This window comes from Arthrobacter sp. SE2, from assembly GCF_058244265.1.
The window spans coordinates 293369-315026 of the sequence record NZ_JBZAYA010000002.1 but is presented as its reverse complement, the minus strand read 5'-3'; the positions used below and the strand labels follow the sequence as shown (position 1 = coordinate 315026).

Sequence of the window (21658 nt, the reverse complement as noted above, 5' to 3'; positions counted from 1 at the left end):
GTCCCGGCCACTTCTTTTTCATTCCACACTCTTGATTCCCTAGGATGACTCCATGACAGACACTTGGCTGATCGTAGGCCTTGGCAATCCCGGTGCCGAATACAGCCACAACCGCCACAATGTCGGCCAAATGGTCCTGGACGAACTTGCCTCGCGGATGGGCGGAAGCTTCAAAGCCCACAAGGCCCGGGCCCAGGTGGTCGAGGGCAGGCTAGGAATCGGGGGGCCCCGCGTAGTACTGGCGAAACCGATGAGCTATATGAATGTTTCCGGAGGACCCGTTTCCGGCCTCGCCAGGTTCTTCGACATCGCTCCGGATCACGTTATTGCTGTCCACGACGAAATTGATATTCCCTTCAATACGGTTAGATTGAAGATCGGCGGTGGGGAAGGCGGGCACAACGGCCTGCGCGATATTTCCAAGGCTTTGGCTACAAAGGACTACTTGCGGGTTCGCGTGGGGGTCGGCAGGCCACCCGGGAGGATGGACACTGCGGACTATGTCCTCAGGGATTTTGCACCCTCAGAGAGGAAAGAGCTGCCGTTCCTCCTGGATGAGGCAGCGGATGCTGTTGAGGTATTGATGACTGAGGGTTTGATTGCCGCCCAGCAAAAGTTCCACCCCGTCAAGGCCTAGCGGCGGGGCCCCATGCGCACTCATTTCAATGGTTAACAAGTACTCTGATGGTTCGTCGGCTGACTAATTGATTCGCGCCGATCGCTATGATACTTTGCAAATCACTGCTGGGGGTGAAGAGGAAATACAAAAGCAAACGACCCGCTGAACGTCACGTCCGCCAGAGCTGCGAAGGTAGCGTGATCTAAATTGCGAGCAACACCGGAATCTGAAACAGAGCGACCCTCAACGGAGCGGCAAGCACTGGGCGCTGCAGAGCGTCGAAAATGGTCGTCGCTGGTCCGGCAGGATCTTCAGAACACGGTTATTGAAGCCCTCGGCGACCCGTCCTTGTATGGAGTGGTGGTGGTTGGCGCGCCGGGCGTGGGCAAAGCGACTTTTGCCCGTTCGGTAGAGGCCCGCCTCACTCCAAGGTCCCACGTACTGCACCTGCACGGCTCCACGGACGTCACCACTCCGTTTGGGGCCTTGGCCCATCTGCTCGCGAGGCTGCCAATCGATGCCGCAGATTCCCCTGGCGCGATTATCCACGGCATCTCGCATTTGATAAGTTCGGACGCCGCGGGACGCGAAGTGCTGTTGATCCTTTCGGAACTTCCCGCTTTGGATACCATGAGCACAGCACTTCTCGTGCACTTACTAATCAGTGGGACCGCAAAGGTCCTCGTCACCGTCCGCCAAGCCACAGACATGCCGGAAGATCTGGTCAGGCTGTTGAAAGACGGCCTCCTGGACGAGGTTGAACTTCAGGTCTTTTCCCGCGCGGAAGTTGCCAAATTGCTCAGCGGCGTCCTTGGGAAACGGGTGACTGCTACGGCTGCAAGCGCTTTGCACGCGTCCAGCGGTGGAAATCCCCTGGTGCTCCAAGCCATCGTCACTGAACAGCTCCGCTCAGGCAACCTGCACCTGGCCGGGCAGGTTTGGGCGATGAAGGGCGAAATCCACCTTTCATCCGCCGAAGTCCTGACCGATCTGGTCCGCTCGCGCCTGGCCAGGGAGAGCCCTGCGGTCCGGGAAGCGCTGGAGCTACTTGCCCTCATTCGAACGGCCCCACTCGCCGTGTTGTTGGACGTCCTGGAACCTGAAGTGGTTGCCGAGATGGAGTGGTCCGGCTACCTCCGCATCGAAGCGTCAGGGGCCCGCCGGGTGGCGCTGCGCGACGAGTACATGGGGGAGGTCATTCGGGGCTGGATGGACCTGCCACGGAGGAATGAACTGCGGCGGCTCGCCGCCGGGGTGATCGGCAGCATTACCCGGGACCTGGATGCCGAGGCGCTCCTGGGCTTTGCCTCTTCGACGCTGAACGTCCGCGAAACCCTTGAACCCGGGGTGGCCCTGGCGGCTGCGACGGCAGCGAACAGGCAATTCGATCCTTGGTTCGCCTTGGAATGTGCCCGGCAGATCGGACGCGAGGACAAGGAATGGGTGGCTGCCGCCCAGCAACGATGCGTTTCCCACGTCATTCTGGCCGAGCACGAGGCTGCGGTGGCCGCATTGAAGGATGTGGCGCCCGAGCAGCTTCGGCGCCTCCCGGCGTATGACTATGCGGACTATGTGCAGGAGCTCTGCAGTGCGCTGCTGTGGATTCCAGGCGGGCACCTCCAGATCCCGGGCCTCATCGCTGAGGCGGGGGAGGACCTTTCCCGCCGATCGCAGGAAGCCGGAGCGGATGCCACTGAAATCGAACGGGCGTGCGGGATGCTGAGGCTCGCGAGTTTCGAGCTCCACGTCCATCAGGGCGAGTATGCCGAAGTTGCCGAAGCCTTGGAGCAGGAGTACCGGGATGGCGTTGATCTTCAGCAAAGGCTGAGCTGCGGGAGCCTGCTGACCATGGCCTGGGCAGTACTAGGCAGGGAAATGGAGGCGATCGAGCTGGCGCGCGAGCTGAGGCACAAGATTCAGCGCGCAAAGGCACGGCCGCGGTTGCATAACTGGTTGTCCGAAGGCTTGTTTGCCGCACTCCTATGCAGCGGACAGTGGGAAGAACTTGCCCGGATGCTGACGGCGACCCTCGATCAGCAACCAAAGAACATCCACTACCTTGGCGGTGCCGCAGAACTTGCCCTTGGCGTTTCCTACACCTATGCCGGACGGGCAACAGTGGCGATCGACACCCTGCTGGGGGCCCAGGCGCAGTTGGAGATCAGGCGCAACTACTATGGACCAGCATTGGCCTACTCCGCGCTCGCTTTTGCGTACGCCCAGGCCGGAGACGTGAAGGAATCCCGGACTTTTCTCGAATTGGCGGAAAAGGGACAAGGGGAAACAGCCTGGTTCCCCGCCTGGATGGCCGAATTCTGCGTCAAGATGGCAAGACGCTGGCTGAAGGATCCCGGGGCGAAGCAAAGTCTCATCGAGTCGGCCAACCGGGATTTGGCGAAGGGACGGATCACCACGGCGTCAATCAGCCTCTTCGGCGCCACCGTGCACGGCACCGAAGAGGAGCTGCTGCTCCTGGAGCAGGTCTCATCCCGCCGCCAGGGCAAGATGGCCGCAGTGAACCGGATGGTGGCGGAGGGAACCCGCAAGAAGGACCCGAAGACGCTGCTTCTTGCTGCTTCGGTTGCCCAGGAACTGAAATTGGATGCGGTAGAGTCCCGTTGTGCCGTCCTGGCCTTGGACATCGCCCGGGAAGCCGGCGATTCAGCGTCCGCCAGGTTGGCCCAACAGCGGCTGGACCGCTTGGTCGGGACCGTGCCGGTACTACCCCTGACACCACACACTTTCGGACCCGAACTGACGGAAAGGGAGCGTCAGGTTGCAAAGATGGCCAGTCAAGGGTTGAGTAACAAAGAGGTAGCCAACCAGTTGCAAGTTTCCGTGCGCACAGTCGAAGGCCACCTCTACCAAATCTTCACGAAAATGGGAATCTCATCGAGGAGCGAGCTTGAAGGAACCGCGCAGTCATGACAACGCTGCGGCGGTGCATGGTCATGTCGGAGAACGCGGTACAAGGCCGCCCGAACCGTGGCTCGACTATGGGCATTTGCTTCCTGGAATTACCGCTGCCATCCGTGCGGATGACTGTTCGGCCGTCTTCATCGTGGGCGATTCCGGTCTCGGCGCGTCATCTCTCCTGGCCCAACTGGGAAGCGCCTTTGACGGGGAACGTGCGGTAGTCCCGATTCACGGAAGTCCGTCACTGACCGCGGTCCCGTACGGGGTACTGGCTCCTTTTCTTGCCCATCTTTCGCTTGCCGACATATCCTCCCGGGTCGCCGTGCTTCGCTCACTCTGGGATCATCTTGAGGGCGTCCGCGTAGGTACCGGACCAGCTTTGCTGCTCGTCGATGACGCGCACTACCTTGACGATGCCACATGCGCGATGCTGACCGAGCTTGTCCAGGCAGGATGGGCCAAAATCGTGGCCGCATGCATTCCACGGCCGGGAGTTCCCGGGCCGCTCTTGCGCTTGTGGCACGAGGGGACTGCCGAGTGGTTTGACCTGGAGCCTTTGACCGCTGAGCAAGGCCACGAACTGTGCGAGGCATTGCTGGGGGGAATCGTCCTGAACAGCACGAGCCATGGGTTCTGGACCGAGGCGGGCGGCAACACCCTTCTTTTGAAGACCCTTGTCCGCGAAGCCGAGAGCTCGGGTACCCTCGTCCAGAGGCACGGCGTTTGGCTCAAAACAGCCGCGACACCGGTCCACACGGTAAAGCTGGAAGCTGTGGTCAAACTTCAGCTGATGCGCATTTCGGCCGCGGGCAGGGAAGCGTTGAGTTTGATCGCATTGGCAGAACCGGTGGACGAGACGTTGATTAACGTTGTGGCCGGAGAAGCGGCCGTCCAAGAGCTCGTGGACCAGCATTTAATCAAGCCCGGGGGCAATGGGTTGCCAAACCTTCGACTCGTCAATCCGGTCTACGGAGAAGTGCTTAGAAGCATCGTTCCGGCCGCGCAGAGCCTCCAACTGCATCGGCAGTTGATCTCCCGGATGGATGTTTTGGAGGACAACCCGGACTCCTTGTTGCGGATGGTGACGTGGTCACTCGACTGCGGAGCGGACGTACCGGATCGTCTTTTGATCCGGGCGGCGGTGCTTTCGGCGAGATTACTGCAGAGCGAGACGGCACTGCGCATGGCGGGTGCGGTACAGGACATGCAATGGCAATCGGTTGCTCAGGCAGTTATCGCTCGCTCGTACTTCAATCTCGGCCGCCGGGACGAGGCTGCGGCAGCCTTGACCCAAGAAACAGTGGATGGGGCTGCCGGACCCTCCCACGTCGTATCCAGCAGCGTTCTCCGCGCGGTCACGCTTGCCGCCGTCGGGCAGTCCGCTTCCGTGATACGGGCAGAGGCCGAGGTCCTCCGCGAATGGGGCGAACAGCAGCCAGGCATCGAGGGCCAGCGGACGCCGGACGCGAAAGCCTCGGTGGCGCTCGCCGTCACCGTGATCGGGCTGCTTGCCGGCTCCGTGGACGGCGACTACAAGAGGATGGGCCCCGAACTGGAGCACGTGCTCCTTCAGTCGGGAACCGTGGAAGGCTCTTTGGCCCCCCTATTCAGGGCCCTGGCGCTGGCCCTGAAGGCAGAAATGCTTTGCGCCCTCGGCCACGGGCGGCAGGCAAGGCTGTTGGTTCTCGAGGCTGCCGGCTTGGCGCAGCCCCAGGAGAACGATGTCTTCTTCATCCCCGAATTCATTTCTGCCCGCCTCGTCATTTGCGCACTGGCTGTAGGTGACTGGGCCGACGCACAAACACTCCTCGACAGGTACTACGAATCGTCGGGTGTCTCGATGGCGACCTTCGGCGGCGCGGCCTACGTGGTGGCCGGGTACATTGCCATCAGGCAGGGAAAGTCCGGCGACGCCTTGCCCCTGCTGACTGCGGGACTCGAAGCCTTGAGGGACAGCGATCCGCAGAATCTCTTCGGACTTTGTGCCGCCATGGCTTTCTACGCCGCAGCCGGCGCCGGGTTGACTGAAGCCGAACGGTTCCGGGCGGACTACAAGGACTGGGGACAACACAGCACCCACCTTCTCGCGGCACAGGCAAACAGTTTTTTCGACGCCGCGCTTGAACTCCTCCACGCCGACGGTTCCGGCGTGGAAGGGTTGCACCGCAACGCTGACTACGCGGCGAAGGAAAACGCCACGTACCTTGAACTTCATGCCCTGGAGCTTGCGCTTGGCCTGGGCGATCTCAGCAGGCTGGACCGGTTTTGTGAAACCGCGGCTGCAACGGAGGGCGAGTGGGCACAAGCGCTCGCCGAATATGGGCGGGCACTTAAATTCGGGGGGGCTGCCCGGTATCTATCCGCAGGGGAGAAGCTACAGGCGGCCACCGTCTACCATCTAGCCGCGAAGGCTTATGGTTTGGCGTTGGCAGCACCGGATCGCGGCCGCACCAAGGAGCTCAGTGCCGTTGCGCGCGCGGGGCTGGCGCGCTGCAACGAAGAACTGGGCCAGGGCAGCGAGGAGACACAGAACGAGTCGGTAGTTCCGAAGCTGACCAGGAGGGAATGGGACATTGTCAACCTGGCGGTTCAGGGCCTCAGCGACCGGCAGATTGCGGACACGTTGCTTATCTCGGTCCGGACCGTCGAAGGGCATCTGTACCGTTGTTATTCGAAATTGGGGATCACCGGCAGGGACGAACTTGCAGGGGCCGCCGCCGTCGCGCACGGAGCGTCGAGTACAAGCTGAAGCCGGGAATTACCGAAGGCACTAGTAGTGCACTCTCGATTTCGAACGGGCGCCACTGCCAGTGACGAGTACCTGCCACCCGGGGAAAAGGTACTCACACCCGCATACGAGTATCCGGCAGTATGAAAGTCGAGTACTCACTACTGGTGTGGGCCCGACGGCTAGCTGGTTAATTGGGGGGTGTCACCACTCGATCACTGGGGGTCTCGCTCATGTTGACAGCAGGCAGTGCATCTACGGTCCATGCCGTTCGGTCCGGGGGCGGGTCCCGGTACCAGGCATTCGACGCATCTTCGGCTCCGTCCTCGCCTGATGGAACCGGAGGCAAATCGGCAATTTCGACGGCCTGGCCGCCGATTGGACCTAGGGCCGCTGTTGAAGACATAGCCGTTGCGCTGGCAGCTTCCAAGGGTGGTGTCCTTGTTACGGGCCCGTCGGGGAGCGGCAAGAGCTACTTGACTACTCGCGCGGTGAACGAACTACGCGGGCGCTCTTTCGTCGTCGTCATCCGGGGCAGCGCCGCGTTGGCGAGATCACCGTACGGCGCCCTCAATATCCTTTTGAGCGACCTTGACCCTGGATACCTGGCGCATCCCGTCCTGGTGCTGTCGGCGCTCACCAATTTGCTCCGTGAGCGCTCCGAGGGAAATCCGGTATACCTGGTCATAGAAAACGCGGCCGAGCTTGATGAGTTGGCGGCGATGACAGTGGCCCAACTCGCGAGGAACGGCACTGCTCAGCTTGTCCTCACCTGCACCGACCCGCAGCGCCTCTGCGGCGAGATCACGCGGCTTTGCGGTGATGGGTTCCTGCACCGGATAGACCTCAAACCACTGACATTCCAGGAATCGCACGCTTGGCTCGAGGCCGGACTGGGAGCACAGGTCTCTGCGTCCGGCGCACATGCCCTCTGGACAGCAAGCGGAGGCAACCCCCACTACCTCAAGATGCTCGCGGCGGAGCTCGCCGAATCCGGTTCGCTACTGAAAAGCGACGGCGTCTGGGTCCTGACTTCCCGGAGCGAACAGCACGGCAGGGCGATCACCGACCTCATCACCACGCGGCTTGGGCGAATGGGCGACGGTGAGCGCAAAGTCCTGGAGATCCTTTCGCTGGCAAGGGCCGTGCCCCTGGAATCCCTGCTGGCACTCGCCCCGGCGGACGATGTGGACTCCTTGGAAAAGAGGAGCGTCCTCGTCGTCGACGATTCGCTGCCCAGGATGGCCCGGCTCCAAAGCCAGCTGGTGGGTGACGTGGTCCGGGCGAACGTTCCCCCTGGCCGCAGCAACGAACTCCGGGGCCTGCTCCTAAGGTCGATGAATCCGGACCTTGGCCAACGCTCGATGCTGCTATCCATGGCCGCGTGGGCATTGGACTGCGGAGCCAAGCTGGGAAGGGAAGAAGCGCTTGAAGCTGCCTCGATCGCGAACCGGCAGCTTGATGCACGGCTGGCCCTGCGCCTGGTCCGGTCCATTCCAGGCCACGCGACGATGCCTGGGGCAATAGCCGAGGAAGCCCGGGCGATGATGACCCTGGGTGACGTCGCCGGGGCCAGGGACCTGCTGAGTCTTCATTTGGATGAACCCGGGGATGAATCCACCCTTGCCGAATGGGTCCGGCTCAAGCTGGCCGAGGCCGCGGTTCTTCTGGCCCTTCCCGAAACTACGGCGCAAGCGTGCGAAACGCTGGCCCACGTCCGCAAGCGGCTCGAAGAAGAAGTCGGCGAAGGACAGGACATCGCCGCCTTGCGGGAGGAACTTGTCCTGGCCGAATCGCAGGCAGCCAGCTATTCGGGTTCCTACGTCGAGATGGCAGCAAGACTGGAAGAGGTCCTTCAAGACTTTGAATCGCACGGCACCGAATTCCGCCTCCTTGCCGGAAGCTGGCTGTGCGAGGCGTGGGCCCTGACGGGACGGCAATCCGAGGCGGCGGACATGGCGGAACAGCTGATGGCTGACTGCCATGATCCCGCTGTTTCGGTCGCCGCAGCCCGGCGCGCCACATCGCGGCTCCGGTTCGCCTTCGTCCTTGCAGGACGGTGGGATAAAGAGGCGGAAATGGTCCAACCCGGCGATGACCTCTTGGTTTCCGCGGCCGAGGCACTGCCCACGGCGATCGATCTTCCCAAAGCGATCTTCCGGTGCCTGCAAGGGCGGGGCCAGGACGGTTTGGACGCGCTCATTCCGGTGATAAGCCAGTTGCGGGTCCAGGACAACGAAGGCATGCTGGATGTCGCCTGCACGGCTGCGGCCTACGCCTCGGCCTTGCAAGGTGGGCAGGAGCAGGCCCGGCGCTATCTGAAGGAAGCTTCCACCGAGCCGCGCCGGCCGACGTGGCGCAAGGAGCGGACGAAGAGGTACCTCGCGGCGTTGGCCCGGGACCGGGTCGACGGACCGGAGGCCGCCGTCGAGGAGCTCCTCCGCTTGGCCGACGCCGACCGGGACGAAGGTGCCCCCGGTCACGAGATCTTTTGCCTCAGTTCAGCCGTTCGGCTTGGCGCAGTTGCAGCGGCTCCACGGTTGTTGGACTCGGCCCTCCGGTGCCAGGGACGATTCGCCGAACTGTGCGTTGCGTATGCGCGGGCGACGATGTCCGGAAGCGCAGAGCTTCTTCTTGAGTCGGCACGGTTGGCCGAAGACATGCAGAACGACAGGTTCGCCTTCGATATCGCTGAGACCGTGTTGCACCTGGACCAGGTTCAGCTGGACAAGACGGCACTCAGGAAGGCGCGGCAACTCGCGGAGACGTGCCGGCAGCGCTTGCGCACCCCGCAAAGCGGCAACCAAGAGGGGTTGAAGCTGACTGCACGCGAGATGGAGATCGCCAAGCTGGCGGCGAACCGGGAGAGCAATAAAGGTATCGCTGCGAAGCTGCATGTTTCAGTTCGCACGGTGGAGGGGCACCTGTACCAGATCTTCGGCAAGCTGAAAATCGTTGAACGCTCCGAGCTGAGCTTCGCGCTTGGAAACGTCGAAGGTGGTGCGAAATGACTGAAGTGGTCGCGGCCGATGCGCTCGTCGGACGATACAACGTGATGGCAGCCGTCGTCGACTGCCTTCTTGACGTCAATGGTCCCGGGGTCCTGCTTTTCGGTGACGCGGGCATCGGCAAGACGGCACTGATTAACGAAGTGGTCCATGAATTGGGGCAACGCGTCCGCCCGTTCAGGGTCTTTGCCGGCCCCACCCTGGCCTCGGTACCGTTTGCTGCCTTGGCACCCTTGCTGACGGCCTTGACCCCAAGCCAGATCAACGAACCGTTGTCGGTCCTGAGGGCCGTAGTCGCGGCGTTGAACCCGGCAGGACAGCCGCATCCGGCCCCAGCCGTGCTGATCGTGGAGGACGCACATCACATCGATGACAGCAGCGTCGCTGTCCTGGCACAGTTGGCGGCAGCGGAAGCCGCAAAAGTCGTGTTCTTGTGCCGTCCGTATCCCGCGCCGCCGGCAGAGGTTTTCTCGATGTGGTCCGAAGGGCTCGTGGACCGATTCGACCTGCAGCCGCTCAACGAGCAGGAAGTCAACCAACTTTGCGCGCAGGCCTTGGATGCGCCAGTCGTCCAAGGCACCAGCGCCGTCCTTTGCAAGTACTCCGGCGGAAACCCGATGTTCCTCCTGGAACTCATCGAGCACGCCAAATCGTTGGGCCAATTGGTCTGCCGGAACGACGCCTGGATGCTTTCGGGCGAGCTCCGGGGGACCAGCGTGCGTTTGATGGACCTTGTGCGGAACCAGATCCTGATGCTGGGAGCCGCGCAGCGTGAGACCCTGGAGACCGTGGCACTGGCGGAGCCCGTCCCGCTGAATGTCGTGCAACAGGCCAGCGACTCCAGCGCCGTGGACGAACTGCAGGAACTGCATTTCATCGAGATCGCGTCCGACCGCGAGCGGCATGTCCGGCTTGCCCAGCCGTTGGTTGGCGAAGTGATTCGCCAGCTGGTCCCGACCGCCCACAGCATGACCATCCGGCGGCGCATCGTGAACCTCATGGAGTCCAAGCCCCAGACCATGGACGGACTGCTGCGCTACGTCTCCTGGGGATTGGAATCTGGCACCGAGATTCCGGACTCCGACATCCTGGAAGCGGCCCAGCTGGCCAACCGGTTGTTCATCCCCAGCTACGTGGAACGGGTAGCCGGCGCAATCAAGGATCCTTCCCTGAGGCTGGCCGCCCAAGTGGAGGTGGCGCGGGCCAAATGGTACCGGGGCGACATCCGGGGAGCGGTGTCGTCCCTTGCGGGGGTCGTGGATCGGACAAATGATCCGCGGACAGTCCGGCAGGCATCAATGTTGGCGGCCCAGCTTGCCGGGCGACAAGGCGTCGGGCCGAACGCCATCAAACAGGCCGCGTACGAATGGGAAGCAGCCCTGGCCAGGCTCGCCGAATCCCGTCAGGGCATCGGCCCTGATGAGCTGGAACGCGGGAAGCTCGGAAGCAGGCTCCTTTCTCTGGAAGGCCGCCAAACCGAAGGCCACTACATCGAGACGGAGCGTGAGCTCCGCCAGATCTGGAAAGAAGCGGACGACGACGAGTCCCGCCTCGTCGCGGGCACCCTCCTCGCAGAGGCCATGGCTGTCACTGGACGGCCGGTTTCCGCCATCCAGATTCTGATGGAGATACAGGAGATGGTCGCCACGAACGGCGACTGGAGCCTTCAGTACGCAGGGATGGTGATGCGCCGCTACATCCTGGCCTTGCAACAGTCAGGCGAGTTCGGCGTCCTGGAAATGTTCCTCAAGAACCATGTTTCCCAGGCACCAAACTCCCTGATCTATGCAGGCGGGATGTTCCACCTGGCTGCGGGAATGGTGGACCTGCGCCGGGGAGACCTGGGGGTGGCGCTGCCACGGCTTCGCCAGGCGGTCAGCATGCTGCGTGTCTCCGACATGGGAAGCGACCTGCCCGACGCCGTTGCTGCCGCCGCGTACGCGGCGTCGATCCTGAAACGCCGGGACACTGCAATGACGTACTCAAACGAATACGACGCATTGATCCGGGAAGGCTTGCATCCGTCGCTGCTTGCACAAGGTCATGCGGCAGTAGCCCGAGCCGAGCATACCGGAACGCAAACAGCGATCGCGAGACTCATGTCCCTTGCGGATTCCGCGGCCGCGGACGGAGCCATCGGCGCGGAGATAGACATCCTGATGTTGGTCCTGAGGCTGGGAGACCCCGGTGTCGCGCGTCGGCTGATAGCAGTAGCCGAGGGCAGCGAAGGCCGCACTGCGGAGTTCGCCTTAAGCGTCGGGCTTGCCCTCACGCACAAGGACGCGGATCGCCTCATTGAGCTGAGTGATTCGGCAGCCAGGGACGGGCTGGAGCTTGCCGCCGCTGACTGCGCGAGCCACGCCTTGCGGATCCTGGAGAGCAGGGGAGATAAGGCGCGCCAGCTCGAGGGACAGCGGCTCCTTAAGCGCCGAACCGCCGCCCTCGACAAGGCCGGCCCGGCGGTTGAAGGAGTCTCCCCGGATCTCCAGAAGCTGACCCGGCGCGAACAGGAAATCGCGACGCTCGTGCAGTCCGGATCGAGCAACAAGGACATTGCGCTTAGCTTGGGCCTGTCGTTGCGCACCGTTGAAGGTCACTTGTACCGAATGTTTGCGAAGCTTGGCATCAGCCACCGGGAAGACTTGATGAACGGTGGCCACGGCATGCAGGGCGTGGGCTGATCGCACGCGCGACCCATATGCCCACTGCGATGGGGTGACCGCTTCCCGGAAGCCGCCTTCCGCCGTCGTGCGCTCCAGCAAAAGGCACGCAAAGGGCGCGAGGCCTAAAAGCGAGTACTGAATCGAGTGGTTAAAAGCGCTCGGACGGGTAGTCAAAAGCCTCGGAAGGGACCGCGTATCCAAAGACGGGTAGAGCCCACTCGCGCCCGCCCTAGGGGTTCGTTAATACGCTTTTCTTGATGGCAACCGCCACTCATTTGGGGATAAGTGAGTCTCGAGATGAAGCGCAGGAAGAATTCTATGCAACAGGAAAACCTCCCGGTGATCCGGCGAGAAGTCAACTCCAATGCGACCGGTCTCCCCCATCCTGCGGGTACCCCAACAATCGAGCCGGCGGCGGGCGGTCATGTGCCCTCTGAGACCAGGGCACATCCCGCTTCGCCGCCGGCTTTCTTTCACATTGGAGACAACAGGCACCGGGAGGTCGACTGACCATGGCACCGAACACGAAAGTAAAGACCCTCAATGCACAGCCGGGTGGGAGCCCGCAATCCTTGCACACGCAGGCACCAGCTTGGTCTGAGGGCGCGGGAACACGGACAACCACACAGGACCAGGCTTTTACTTTCGACGTGGCGATCGTAGGAATGGGCTATGTCGGCCTGCCCACGGCCCTGGCGATCAACGCCTCCGGTCGGCGTGTTCTCGGCCTCGACGTGTCCGACGCCCGTCTGGCCGTGATCCGCGAGCAACGTGCAGATCTTCTGGACTCCGACAAGGAGCGGCTCAGCAACGCGCTGCTGGATCCGACCTTCATGCTTAGCAGCGACTTGTCGTTGCTTGCCCACGCGGCGGCGGTGGTTGTCTGTGTTCCCACCCCCGTGGACGAGTACTTGGTCCCGGACCTCGGTATTCTCCGGGCGGCCTGTGCCTCGGTGGTCGATTTCGCCACCACCGGCCAGTTGCTGATGCTGACCTCTACAACCTACGTCGGATCCACACGCGACCTTCTTGCCCTGCCCCTGGCTGCGAGGGGACTCATTCCAGGACGAGACGTGTTCGTGGCCTTCTCGCCCGAGCGCATCAATCCTGGCGTGGATTCGTTCTCCCACGAAGACGTGCCCCGGGTAGTCGGCGGCGTGACCCCGGCCTGCGGCGAAGTTGCCGAACGGCTCCTGAGCGCCAGCACCAAACTGGTTCACGTTGTGCCGTCTGCGGATGTCGCCGAAATGACCAAGCTGGTGGAGAACACTTTCAGGGCCGTCAATATCGCTTTGGCCAACGAATTCGCTGATATCTGCCACGAACTCAACATGGAAGTCATGGACGTCATCGATGCGGCCTCCACGAAGCCGTATGGCTTCATGGCGTTCACCCCCGGTCCCGGAGTCGGCGGACACTGCATACCGTGCGACCCGCACTACCTGCTGTGGCAATTGCGCAAGGCCCGCTTGACGGCCCCGGTGATCGAGCAAGCGATGGCCGGGATTGCAGGCAGGCCGCACCAGGTGGTGGAGAAGGCCCGCCGTATCCTGTCGGACCGCAACCACGGTATTGCCGGTGCCCGCGTCATGGTGCTCGGGGTCGCGTACAAGCCCGACGTCGAAGATCTCCGGGAATCCCCGGCGTTGGAAATCATTGCCGCCTTGATCGCCGACGGAGCGGAAGTGGCATTCTCCGATCCTTGGTGTCAGACGGCGCCCGACGGTCACGGCGGGACACTCCAATCCGAGCAATCGCCTGCCGACTGGGCTGCGGACCTGGTGATCCTGCACACGAGGCACAGCCAGATGGAACTTGACTGGCTGGCCGGAGCACCAGCAGTCCTGGACACGACGTACCGCTTGCCCAAGGCCGACAACGTAACCCGGCTCTAGATCCACCAGGTTTTCGACGGAAGCAGGAGTAATGAAAACAGCAATAACCGGTGGTGCCGGGTTCATAGGAAGCCACCTTGTTGAGTACTTGTTGGCGGCCGGGGACGAAGTCGCCGTGCTGGACAACTTGTCGACCGGACGCTTGGAGAACCTCAAAGGCGTCATCGGCCACAGGAACTTCCACTTCATCGAGGGTACGATCCTCGATCGTGACGCAGTGGACAAGGTGGTTGCGGGTGCAGACAGGGTCTTCCACCTGGCCGCCGCGGTTGGCGTGAATCTGATTGTCGACCACCCGTTGGAGAGCCTCCGCACGAATATCCACGGCACCGAAGTGGTCCTGGACTCGGTCCTGGAATCAGGTGCCTCGCTGTTGCTGGCATCCACAAGCGAGATCTACGGCAAGAACACCTCGGACAGCCTCTCGGAGGAAGCGGACCGCATCCTGGGATCCGCGCTCAAATCCCGGTGGACGTACGCTGCGGCCAAGGGTATTGACGAGGCTTTTGCCCACGCATACTGGCGCCAATTCGGGTTGCCGGTTGCCATCGTGCGGCTCTTCAACACGGTGGGCCCGCGGCAGACGGGCCGCTACGGAATGGTTGTTCCGCGACTTGTGCGGCAGGCGCTCGTCGGTGAGCCCCTGACCGTATACGGAGACGGCCACCAGACCAGGTGCTTTTCCTACGTCGGCGACATCGTTCCCGCCATCGTCCGTATTTCCGAGGAACCGCTTGCCTACGGAAATGCGTACAACCTCGGTGGTAGCTACGAGATTTCCATCCTGACGTTGGCCGAGAGGATTGTTGAACTCCTTGGGAGCGGCAGCACCATCACCTTGGTGCCTTATGAACAGGCGTACTCGGAAGGCTACGAGGACATGCGCCGGCGGGTTCCGGACAACAGCAAGTCCTTCGGGCTTGTTGGCTTCGAGCCGAAGACCACCTTGGATGAAATCATCCTCAACGTCGCGGCCGACTACAAACCGGCAAAAGTCCTGGATCCCGCAGGGTGGAAGATCACCCTCGCATCTTGAACCAACGGATGGGAAAGCCTACAGCGTACGGACAGGCGGCTGGGTGAGTGGAGTATGCGCTGACCGGTCGCCTGCCCCTGTCCAAGGAAAGATCCGACGAACCCTTTTCCAGGAGCACGATGTGAATCGCCCAGCATCCGGACCGAGGCGCCACAGCCGGGGCGGAGTGTCTGTACTTGCGGTCCTGACCCTGCTGACGGCGGCCTGCACCGGTCCAGGTCCGTCTCCGAGTCCGACACAATCAGCCACAACAGCCGGCCGGTATCCCTGGCACACCGGGATCGTGTCCACGACTTTCTGGGTTGGCGAGATCTTTGATCCCAAGGCTGCAGACGGGAGCCAAGTGATGTCGACATACGACTCCCAATGGATGCAGAGCTACGGAGGCTGTGACGGGGTCGTGACAAACGGCTGCAAGACCGAGGCGAGAACGCAGGCCAAAGGATACGCGCCCACCAGCATGACTCCGAAGGAGAACCCGTTCTACCTCGATCTTCCCTACGATGACGTCAACGATCCCACCGCGTTCGCCGAACGGGCCAGCGTCATTCCGTGGGCCAACGATCCAGGTTTCGCGGGCAATGCCCAGAACCGTTCCTTCAGCTACATGAAGAACCAGTGGGTCAGGATCCGGATGGGCAACCGCGAATGCTACGGACAGATTGAAGATGCCGGTCCGGGGCAATATCACGACAAAAATTACGTTTTCGGCTCCAATGATGCACGTCCAGTCAACAAGAACTTCAACGGAGCCGGAATGGATGTCTCGCCTGCGCTTAACGGGTGCCTTGGCTTCTCCGAGCTTGACGGCGAGTCGGACAAAGTCGACTGGCAGTTCGTGCCGCGGGACCAGGTTCCCGCGGGACCGTGGATGAAAATCGTCACGGTCAGCCAAGTGAAGTAGCATCGGCCGCCGGGGCCGTCCAAGTAACCCGGTAAAGCAGCCCGGTACGGGCAGTCCCTCGAAAATTGGAGGTATCCATGCAGTGGCTTAAGAAGCTGTTTCGACACGGCAACGGGAGGCACCTCGCCCGCCCGGCCGAAGCCAAGGACCAGAACAGGGCGGAACGTCCAAGCCAGGCATGATCGCTTGTTAATCGGCGGGGTCAAGGCAGTTTGGCGTGGAATCCTGCACTCAACAAGTCGGAGAAGCGTTGGGTTCCTTGATCGATACCGCTACAAACGTGGCTGGCCGGATCCTCAGGGGTGTCCTGCGGGCACGACATGTCCCGGTTCAAGGACCACATGGACACTCGTTGAACTCCCTTGCTGATGGCGAAGGAGTTCAATCCGCGAGCCGCATCGAGGTCGAATATCTCGCCTGGGAGATCGTTCCGGCCGATCATGGGGGTCAACCCCATCTTTCCCCAGATCTGTTCGCTGTTGAGGGTCGTTCCTGCGCGCTGATAGATGATGCTGAGCTGATCGTGGGTGGACTCGGCCGCCGAGGTTCCGGCATCGAGCATGCTCTGCGATTGACTCCGGCTTGAACCGTAGTTCATGGTCATGATGTTGACCCCGGAGAGCTGGACGCCGGCCGCGAGCATCTGGTCAACAGCTGATGTCCCGGCGTCGGTCAGCCCTTGCGGGGTGACCGGAAGGGTCAGCCAAATTGAAAGGGCGTGCCCTTCCTGGATCCGCTCCTTCTGGAGGGCAGCGATGGCTGCGGCCCGGCGCTGCCAGGCTGCGCTGTCCGCCAGATTGTCGCCCTCGATGTCAAAGTCGATAGTTGCGGGGTTGTAGCGCTCCAGCACGGCCCGGTAGGCCCTTTCCAGATCTGTTGCATTCTGGCAGGAGTTGGCGAGCTCGCTGTTCACTGAGCCGCCGAAGGACACAGCGAAGGCGCCGCCGTTTGACCGTAGCTTGGCGATACGCTCTTCGAGCTTGAGCGAAGTCTTCGCGGCATCGAGACTGTATGTGCTACCCCAACTCGGAGTGCAGGCCTGTCCAGCCATTGCCACCACAAACGCCAGCGTGACATTCTTGGTGCCCTCGCCCACGGGTGACTCGAAAGCGTACTGAGGGACCACAGTGACGTCGACGTAGCCGGAAAACCACGGGGGCTCGAGGGAACCGTTTGCGTCCGTAGTAAACCGCCACACGAGGATCCCTCCCATCCCCAGCACCACAAGGACTGCGGCAATGCAGGCCCGGGCGAAACCTGACAGCCGGCGGAGAGGTCCAAGGGTTTGGGCGGACCAGCCACGGACTTCACGTGCACTGCCTGCCTCAGGCGTAACGGAAGTGCCGCTTCCCTGTTTCCTGGACACTCTCTTCCGCCATCCTTAAACTCCGACTGCCCTGATTGCACCATTTGACCACGAACAGATCGGATTCGTCCCTGCCGCGCCCCCCGGGTTTGATCCCGATGTTTTCGCGCGTAGCGCACGAGTAGTGGCGCTGTCCCGACGTCAAGGTTGAGTGTAAAGACGGGTAGAGCCTACTCGTGTCCGTCGCCGCCTCAATTCATACGCTGATGGTGTCAGTTGGTGGAGGGCAACGGGGGAAAGACAGGTCTCGCAATGGAAACGGACGCTCTGGTCCGAGCGGCAACAGGACGCGGCGGATTTATCCGAGAAGGCGCTTACCTGGAGTTCGAGCCTGCTCTTGGGGGATTCAGCACAGTCCCTCCCATCGACCCTGCGCCAATTGACGGTGCTGCCGAACGGCAGCGCGCCCTCATAGAGAGGGCCCCTGAGCGGGGGCCGGTGGTGAATAAGCCTTTGAGACCGAGGCTTCCCCCAGTCGCCACCGGCCCCTTCAGGAACCGCGGCAGCGCGGGTTGGCGATGAGTTCCCGGGGGAAGGTTATCGTATCCGGCCCGATCCGCACTTCGAGGAAGCGGGCAGGCCTGTGGGCTGCCTCGTGGGTATCGGTGCTGCTCTTGTTGACGGGCGCCACATCGCTGATCGGCGGTAGCCAGGCTCCCCTCGTTGGGCCCGGGAACGATACCCCAACACCTTCTGCCGCCCCGCTCTCATCCGTCAGCTTGACGTTTGATGCGGGCCGGTCAAGCCAGATGGAGGCGGCCCGGATCTTGAAGGACCACGGCCTCCGGGGCACCTTTTTCATCGACTCCGGCTTTGTTGGCGCACCTGACTACATGACAACGGACAATCTCCACAGCTTGGCCGCTGATCAGAATGAAATCGGTGGCCATACGGTCACTCTTGCCGATGTGACCTCGGTAGAGCCGGACGAAGCCTCGAGGCAGATCTGCAACGATCGGGTGAACCTCACGGATTGGGGCTTCAAGGTCACCTCTTTTGCCTATCCTTTTGCGGCTTCAACGCCAAAGTCGGAAGAACAGGTCGCCGGATGCGGCTACAACAGCGCGCGTGGACTCGGCGAGATAACCACCCCGATCGACTGCGCGGGCTGCGCGGCCGCGGAAACTGTCCGCCCCGCCGACCTGTTCCGGACAAAGGCAACATCGGAGGTCGGCAGCAAGTGGACATTGGCCGACCTTGAGGCGACAGTAACGCAGGCCGAAAAGGCCGGGGGCTGGTTGCAGTTGACCTTCTACGACATCGACAACAGCGGCAGTCTCCGCTCCATCAGCCCCGCGTTGTTCGAACAATTCGCCACTTGGCTGGCGGCCAGGACCCAACAAGGGACCATGGCCGTGCGGACGGTACATGACGTGATCGGCGGCGTGGCGAAACCCGTGGTGAACGGTCCTGGGGCGGCGCCGGCAGCACCTGGGAAGAACGCCCTTCGGAATCCGGGGCTGGAAACCGCTGGAAAGTATGGCTTACCGGAATGCTGGCAGGTATCGTCCTATGGCAAGAATGCCGTGGTCCTGAGCACGTTGACCCCGGGACACAGTGGTGCGGTGGCCCGTCGCCTGGACGTGACCGAATATTCGTCCGGTGACGCGAAACTGCTTCCCGTCCTCGATCTGGGAGCGTGCGCTCCGAGCGTGAGTGCCGGCCACAGCTATTCGCTCAGGGCGTGGTACCAGTCCACCGCAAAGACCCAGTTCGAAGTGTATTACCGCAACAAGCTGGGCACGTGGACCTACTGGACGGCCAGTCCGTGGTTCGCGGCCAACACCAGTTATGAGCAAGCGATCTGGGATACGCCGCCCGTTCCGGCAGGAGCCGAGGCCATCAGCTTTGGAATGAACCTCTTCAGCGATGGCCAGCTTGCTACCGATGATTACGAAATGTACGACACAGTGGGAGCTCCGTCGCCGTGATAGTTCTTTCGATCTTTTTGGTTCTGGGGGTAAGCACGATCTTTTGGTCCCTTGCCGGGCTGGTCCGCCTGACCGCTGAGGAATGGTGGCGGGTCCAGGGGTTGTCCTCCCGGTTCCGCGGGTGGATCGCCCTGCTGCGCGGCGGCAAGGTGCCGATCCCTCGACGTCAACGGGCCCGCCATCGTTCGAAGGGGGTGCGGATCTCCCCGGCGAATGTCGCGGTCCTCGTGGCCGCCCACAATGAGGCTTTGGTCATCAGGGAGACAATCCTCGCTGCGTCCGCTTTGGTCCCTCGACGCAACATCCACGTCGTTTCGGACATGTCCACTGATGACACGGCCGCCATTGCGCGGGCGGCAGGTGTGAAGGTCCTTGACCTCGAACCAAACCGTGGCAAGGCCGGCGCACTCGCCGCGGGCATCGCCCATTTCGATCTGTGCAGGCGGTTCAAGGTAGTCATGCTCCTGGACGCAGACACCCGCCCGACACCGGACTACCTCGAAACCGGGCTGCCGTTGTTTGACGATCCCACCGTGGTCGCCGTCGCGGGACGCGCCAAGTCGATCATGAGCCCGGCGGCTCCGACGGCGATCGGCCGCTTCCTGGTGGCCTACCGGGAGCGCTTGTACATTGTGGTCCAACTGCTGCTCAAGTACGGCCAGGCAGCGCAGGGCGCCAACGTCGTCTCCATCGTGCCTGGGTTTGCCAGCATGTACAGAACCAGCGCGCTCGCAAAGATCGAGGTCCTTGCGCCCGGACTGGTGATCGAAGACTTCAACATGACGTTTGAAATCCATGCGAAGAAACTGGGACGGATCGCGTTCCATCCCTCCGCGGCTGTTGCGTACACCCAGGATCCGGATAACCTGAAGGACTACATCAAGCAGGTGCGCCGGTGGATACTTGGTTTCTGGCAGACCGTCAGGCGGCACGGCCTGCAGTTCAGCAGATTCTGGTTTGTCCTCGGGCTGTACATTGTTGAGCTCATAGCCAGCTGCCTCTTCTTCGTGCTTCTGGTGCCGGCATTCCTGCTATCGTCCCTCGCTGCGGTCGAAGTGTGGATTCTTGGCAATCGATCGGAAGTTTTTATCTTTCTGTCGGGTGTCCTGCGGCCTCAGGATGTTCTCATCGGAGTCTTCTTGCCGGACCTCTTCTTGACAGTCCTTGCCGCTGTTTCGATGCGCAATCCGCGCTTTCTGTTGATGGCTCCTTTCTTTCCGCTGATGCGGATCCTGGACGCAGTCATCTGCCTCCAGGTCTTGCCCAGGGCGTACTCGGCGAATTCGTCGGGAGTCTGGGTCAGCCCCGTCCGGCGGATCCAACGCGAACCTCAGGAAATCGCGACCCCGGGGCCTTCTGTAGTGCGGACAGGGTAGGGCACAGGCGTTGGCCTAGTGTGCGGACACGCGGACGCCCATGCCAGGCAGCCATTGCGGCTGTGTGGCATGGGCGTCCGACACTCCCGGAGTGCGTAGTGTCCTGCCGACCCGGGGGTCCCGGGATATTAGTTGGTGACTCCCGAAGTCGTGACAACGTTGAGCCACGGACCGGCCGGCACGCTGGCGCGGTCAACGAAACGCCACGATACGTGGTCATTGTCGCCGTTCAACTCGGCGAAGCCCAGGCAGCCGTTCAGGGCAGGGGACACGTCCATGCCTGCACCCTGGCTCGGGTCGCCGGAGAAGGACTTGTTGGCCGGACGGGCGTTGTTCGCGCCGAACACGTAGGCGGAATCGTGGTAGAGCGAGCCGCTGGAGGGGCCGGCATCTTCAACTTGTCCGTAGCAAACGCCGCCATTGGGGCCGGTGATCTGGACCCATGCGTTCTTCATGTAGCTGTAGCTCGAGTCCGCGCAGTGGTTGACGCCTGTTTTGGCGTTGTCCGCGGCGGCCCACGGAATCACTTTGCAACGCTCGGCGAAAGCGACGCTGTCATTGACGTCGTCGTAAGGCAGATCCAAGTAGAACGGGTTCTGCAACGGCTTGGCCTGGTGCAGCGGGAAGTACCCATTGCTGGCTACGCGCTGTTCCGTGGCGCACTGGAAGCTCGTGCCGGTGCCGGAACTGACTCCGTCGCAACCGCCGTAAGTGCTGCCGGGGCAACCGCTTGCGCTGGACGGAGTGGTTCCCATGTTGACGCCAGTGTGCTGCAAAGCCCACTGGCCGTTGTAAGTGGAGCAGACCTGGGAGCCGTCCGAGAGGCTGGCGTTAAAGATCTCGCCCACCCAGAAGGTGGTGCTCACGATGTTGGTGTGCAGGGGGTATGTTCCCGTCACAGGCAGGGGCGCAGCCGTTGGTGCGGGCGCGCCGGCGGCTGTTGCGGTCGGAGCAGGCGCAGCTGGAGCGGGCGTACTCGACGGCGCCGCGGCCGGAGCATTGCTGGGCGTCGGCGTCGGTGCCGGCGTGGCGGCGGCTGTTGTGGCTGGAGCCGGTGCGGATGAAGCGGAGGGTGATGAGCTGGGCCGCGAATATGAACCGCGGTCGCCGGCCTGATAGGAGGATTTGTGTGATGACTGGACAGCGGAGATGGTGGCGAACCCGCCGAAGGCAAGAAGCGCCACGGCGACGAGAGCTGTGAACAGGTGTTTCATAT

The 21658-nt window shown here is 62.3% G+C and carries 14 protein-coding genes; 11 read left to right on the top strand and 3 right to left on the bottom strand.

All coding sequences use genetic code 11. The features are described from left to right. Nucleotides 1–52 precede the first annotated feature (52 nt). From pth to AC4CS3_RS04105, 8 genes are all read left to right on the top strand, one after another. Nucleotides 53–637 (top strand): aminoacyl-tRNA hydrolase, encoded by a 585-nt coding sequence (gene pth, locus AC4CS3_RS04140; RefSeq protein ID WP_441412239.1) that lies wholly within the window; start codon nucleotides 53–55, stop codon nucleotides 635–637. Nucleotides 638–826: 189 nt separating this feature from the next. Continuing rightward, a complete protein-coding gene (locus AC4CS3_RS04135; protein ID WP_490782323.1) occupies nucleotides 827–3547 on the top strand; it encodes a helix-turn-helix transcriptional regulator in 2721 nt (906 codons plus the stop codon). Continuing rightward, nucleotides 3525–6284, top strand: a complete 2760-nt coding sequence (locus tag AC4CS3_RS04130; protein WP_490782322.1) for a LuxR C-terminal-related transcriptional regulator — start codon at nucleotides 3525–3527, stop codon at nucleotides 6282–6284. Before AC4CS3_RS04135 ends, AC4CS3_RS04130 begins: the two co-directional genes overlap by 23 nt. A 212-nt stretch (nucleotides 6285–6496) precedes the next feature. Next, the gene (locus tag AC4CS3_RS04125) at nucleotides 6497–9274 is read left to right on the top strand and encodes a helix-turn-helix transcriptional regulator (RefSeq protein ID WP_490782321.1); all 2778 of its coding nucleotides are present in this window, start codon (nucleotides 6497–6499) and stop codon (nucleotides 9272–9274) included. Continuing rightward, on the top strand, nucleotides 9271–11952 hold the full coding sequence (locus tag AC4CS3_RS04120; protein ID WP_490782320.1) for a helix-turn-helix transcriptional regulator: 2682 nt from the start codon (nucleotides 9271–9273) through the stop codon (nucleotides 11950–11952). The genes AC4CS3_RS04125 and AC4CS3_RS04120 overlap by 4 nt, the downstream gene beginning before the upstream one ends. Before the next feature lie 632 nt (nucleotides 11953–12584). Beyond that, complete coding sequence (locus AC4CS3_RS04115; RefSeq protein WP_490782319.1) at nucleotides 12585–13829, top strand: nucleotide sugar dehydrogenase; 1245 nt, start codon at nucleotides 12585–12587, stop codon at nucleotides 13827–13829. A gap of 31 nt (nucleotides 13830–13860) precedes the next feature. Beyond that, a complete protein-coding gene (locus AC4CS3_RS04110) occupies nucleotides 13861–14865 on the top strand; it encodes a dTDP-glucose 4,6-dehydratase (RefSeq protein WP_490782318.1) in 1005 nt (334 codons plus the stop codon). 121 nt (nucleotides 14866–14986) lie between these two features. Further along, nucleotides 14987–15769 carry a hypothetical protein gene (locus AC4CS3_RS04105; RefSeq protein WP_490782317.1) on the top strand — a complete coding sequence of 261 codons (783 nt, stop codon included), beginning with the start codon at nucleotides 14987–14989 and terminating at the stop codon, nucleotides 15767–15769. Between the two features lie 202 nt (nucleotides 15770–15971). On the opposite strand, the gene AC4CS3_RS04100 is transcribed toward AC4CS3_RS04105, so the two are convergent. After that, nucleotides 15972–17135, bottom strand: coding sequence for a chitinase (locus AC4CS3_RS04100; protein WP_490782316.1), 1164 nt, complete (start codon nucleotides 17133–17135; stop codon nucleotides 15972–15974). A gap of 490 nt (nucleotides 17136–17625) precedes the next feature. Then, entirely contained in the window at nucleotides 17626–17937 is a 312-nt protein-coding gene (locus AC4CS3_RS04095; protein WP_490782453.1) for a hypothetical protein, read from the bottom strand. Here AC4CS3_RS04095 and AC4CS3_RS04090 point away from each other — a divergent pair. Continuing rightward, on the top strand, nucleotides 17885–19066 hold the full coding sequence (locus tag AC4CS3_RS04090) for a polysaccharide deacetylase family protein (protein ID WP_490782445.1): 1182 nt from the start codon (nucleotides 17885–17887) through the stop codon (nucleotides 19064–19066). The genes AC4CS3_RS04095 and AC4CS3_RS04090 overlap by 53 nt on opposite strands. Then, complete coding sequence (locus tag AC4CS3_RS04085; RefSeq protein ID WP_490782315.1) at nucleotides 19063–20442, top strand: glycosyltransferase family 2 protein; 1380 nt, start codon at nucleotides 19063–19065, stop codon at nucleotides 20440–20442. The genes AC4CS3_RS04090 and AC4CS3_RS04085 overlap by 4 nt, the downstream gene beginning before the upstream one ends. 128 nt (nucleotides 20443–20570) lie before the next feature. Here AC4CS3_RS04085 and AC4CS3_RS04080 read toward each other — a convergent pair whose 3' ends face one another. Continuing rightward, nucleotides 20571–21308: a hypothetical protein gene (locus AC4CS3_RS04080; RefSeq protein WP_490782314.1), complete on the bottom strand. Its 738-nt coding sequence runs from the start codon at nucleotides 21306–21308 to the stop codon at nucleotides 20571–20573. Between the two features lies 1 nt (nucleotide 21309). Between AC4CS3_RS04080 and AC4CS3_RS04075 the strand changes: the two genes are divergently transcribed. Continuing rightward, nucleotides 21310–21558: a hypothetical protein gene (locus tag AC4CS3_RS04075; RefSeq protein ID WP_490782313.1), complete on the top strand. Its 249-nt coding sequence runs from the start codon at nucleotides 21310–21312 to the stop codon at nucleotides 21556–21558. The last annotated feature ends 100 nt before the right edge of the window (nucleotides 21559–21658 follow it).

Coding starts and splice junctions, on each gene's coding strand:
- AC4CS3_RS04110 (WP_490782318.1), top strand. CDS start 13,861: ATGAAAACAGCAATAACCGGTGGTGCCGGGTTCATAGGAAGCCACCTT.
- AC4CS3_RS04075 (WP_490782313.1), top strand. CDS start 21,310: ATGTTGGTGTGCAGGGGGTATGTTCCCGTCACAGGCAGGGGCGCAGCC.
- AC4CS3_RS04120 (WP_490782320.1), top strand. CDS start 9,271: ATGACTGAAGTGGTCGCGGCCGATGCGCTCGTCGGACGATACAACGTG.
- AC4CS3_RS04090 (WP_490782445.1), top strand. CDS start 17,885: ATGGAGGCGGCCCGGATCTTGAAGGACCACGGCCTCCGGGGCACCTTT.
- pth (WP_441412239.1), top strand. CDS start 53: ATGACAGACACTTGGCTGATCGTAGGCCTTGGCAATCCCGGTGCCGAA.
- AC4CS3_RS04095 (WP_490782453.1), bottom strand. CDS start 17,937: ATGAAAAAGGTGCCCCGGAGGCCGTGGTCCTTCAAGATCCGGGCCGCC.
- AC4CS3_RS04125 (WP_490782321.1), top strand. CDS start 6,497: ATGTTGACAGCAGGCAGTGCATCTACGGTCCATGCCGTTCGGTCCGGG.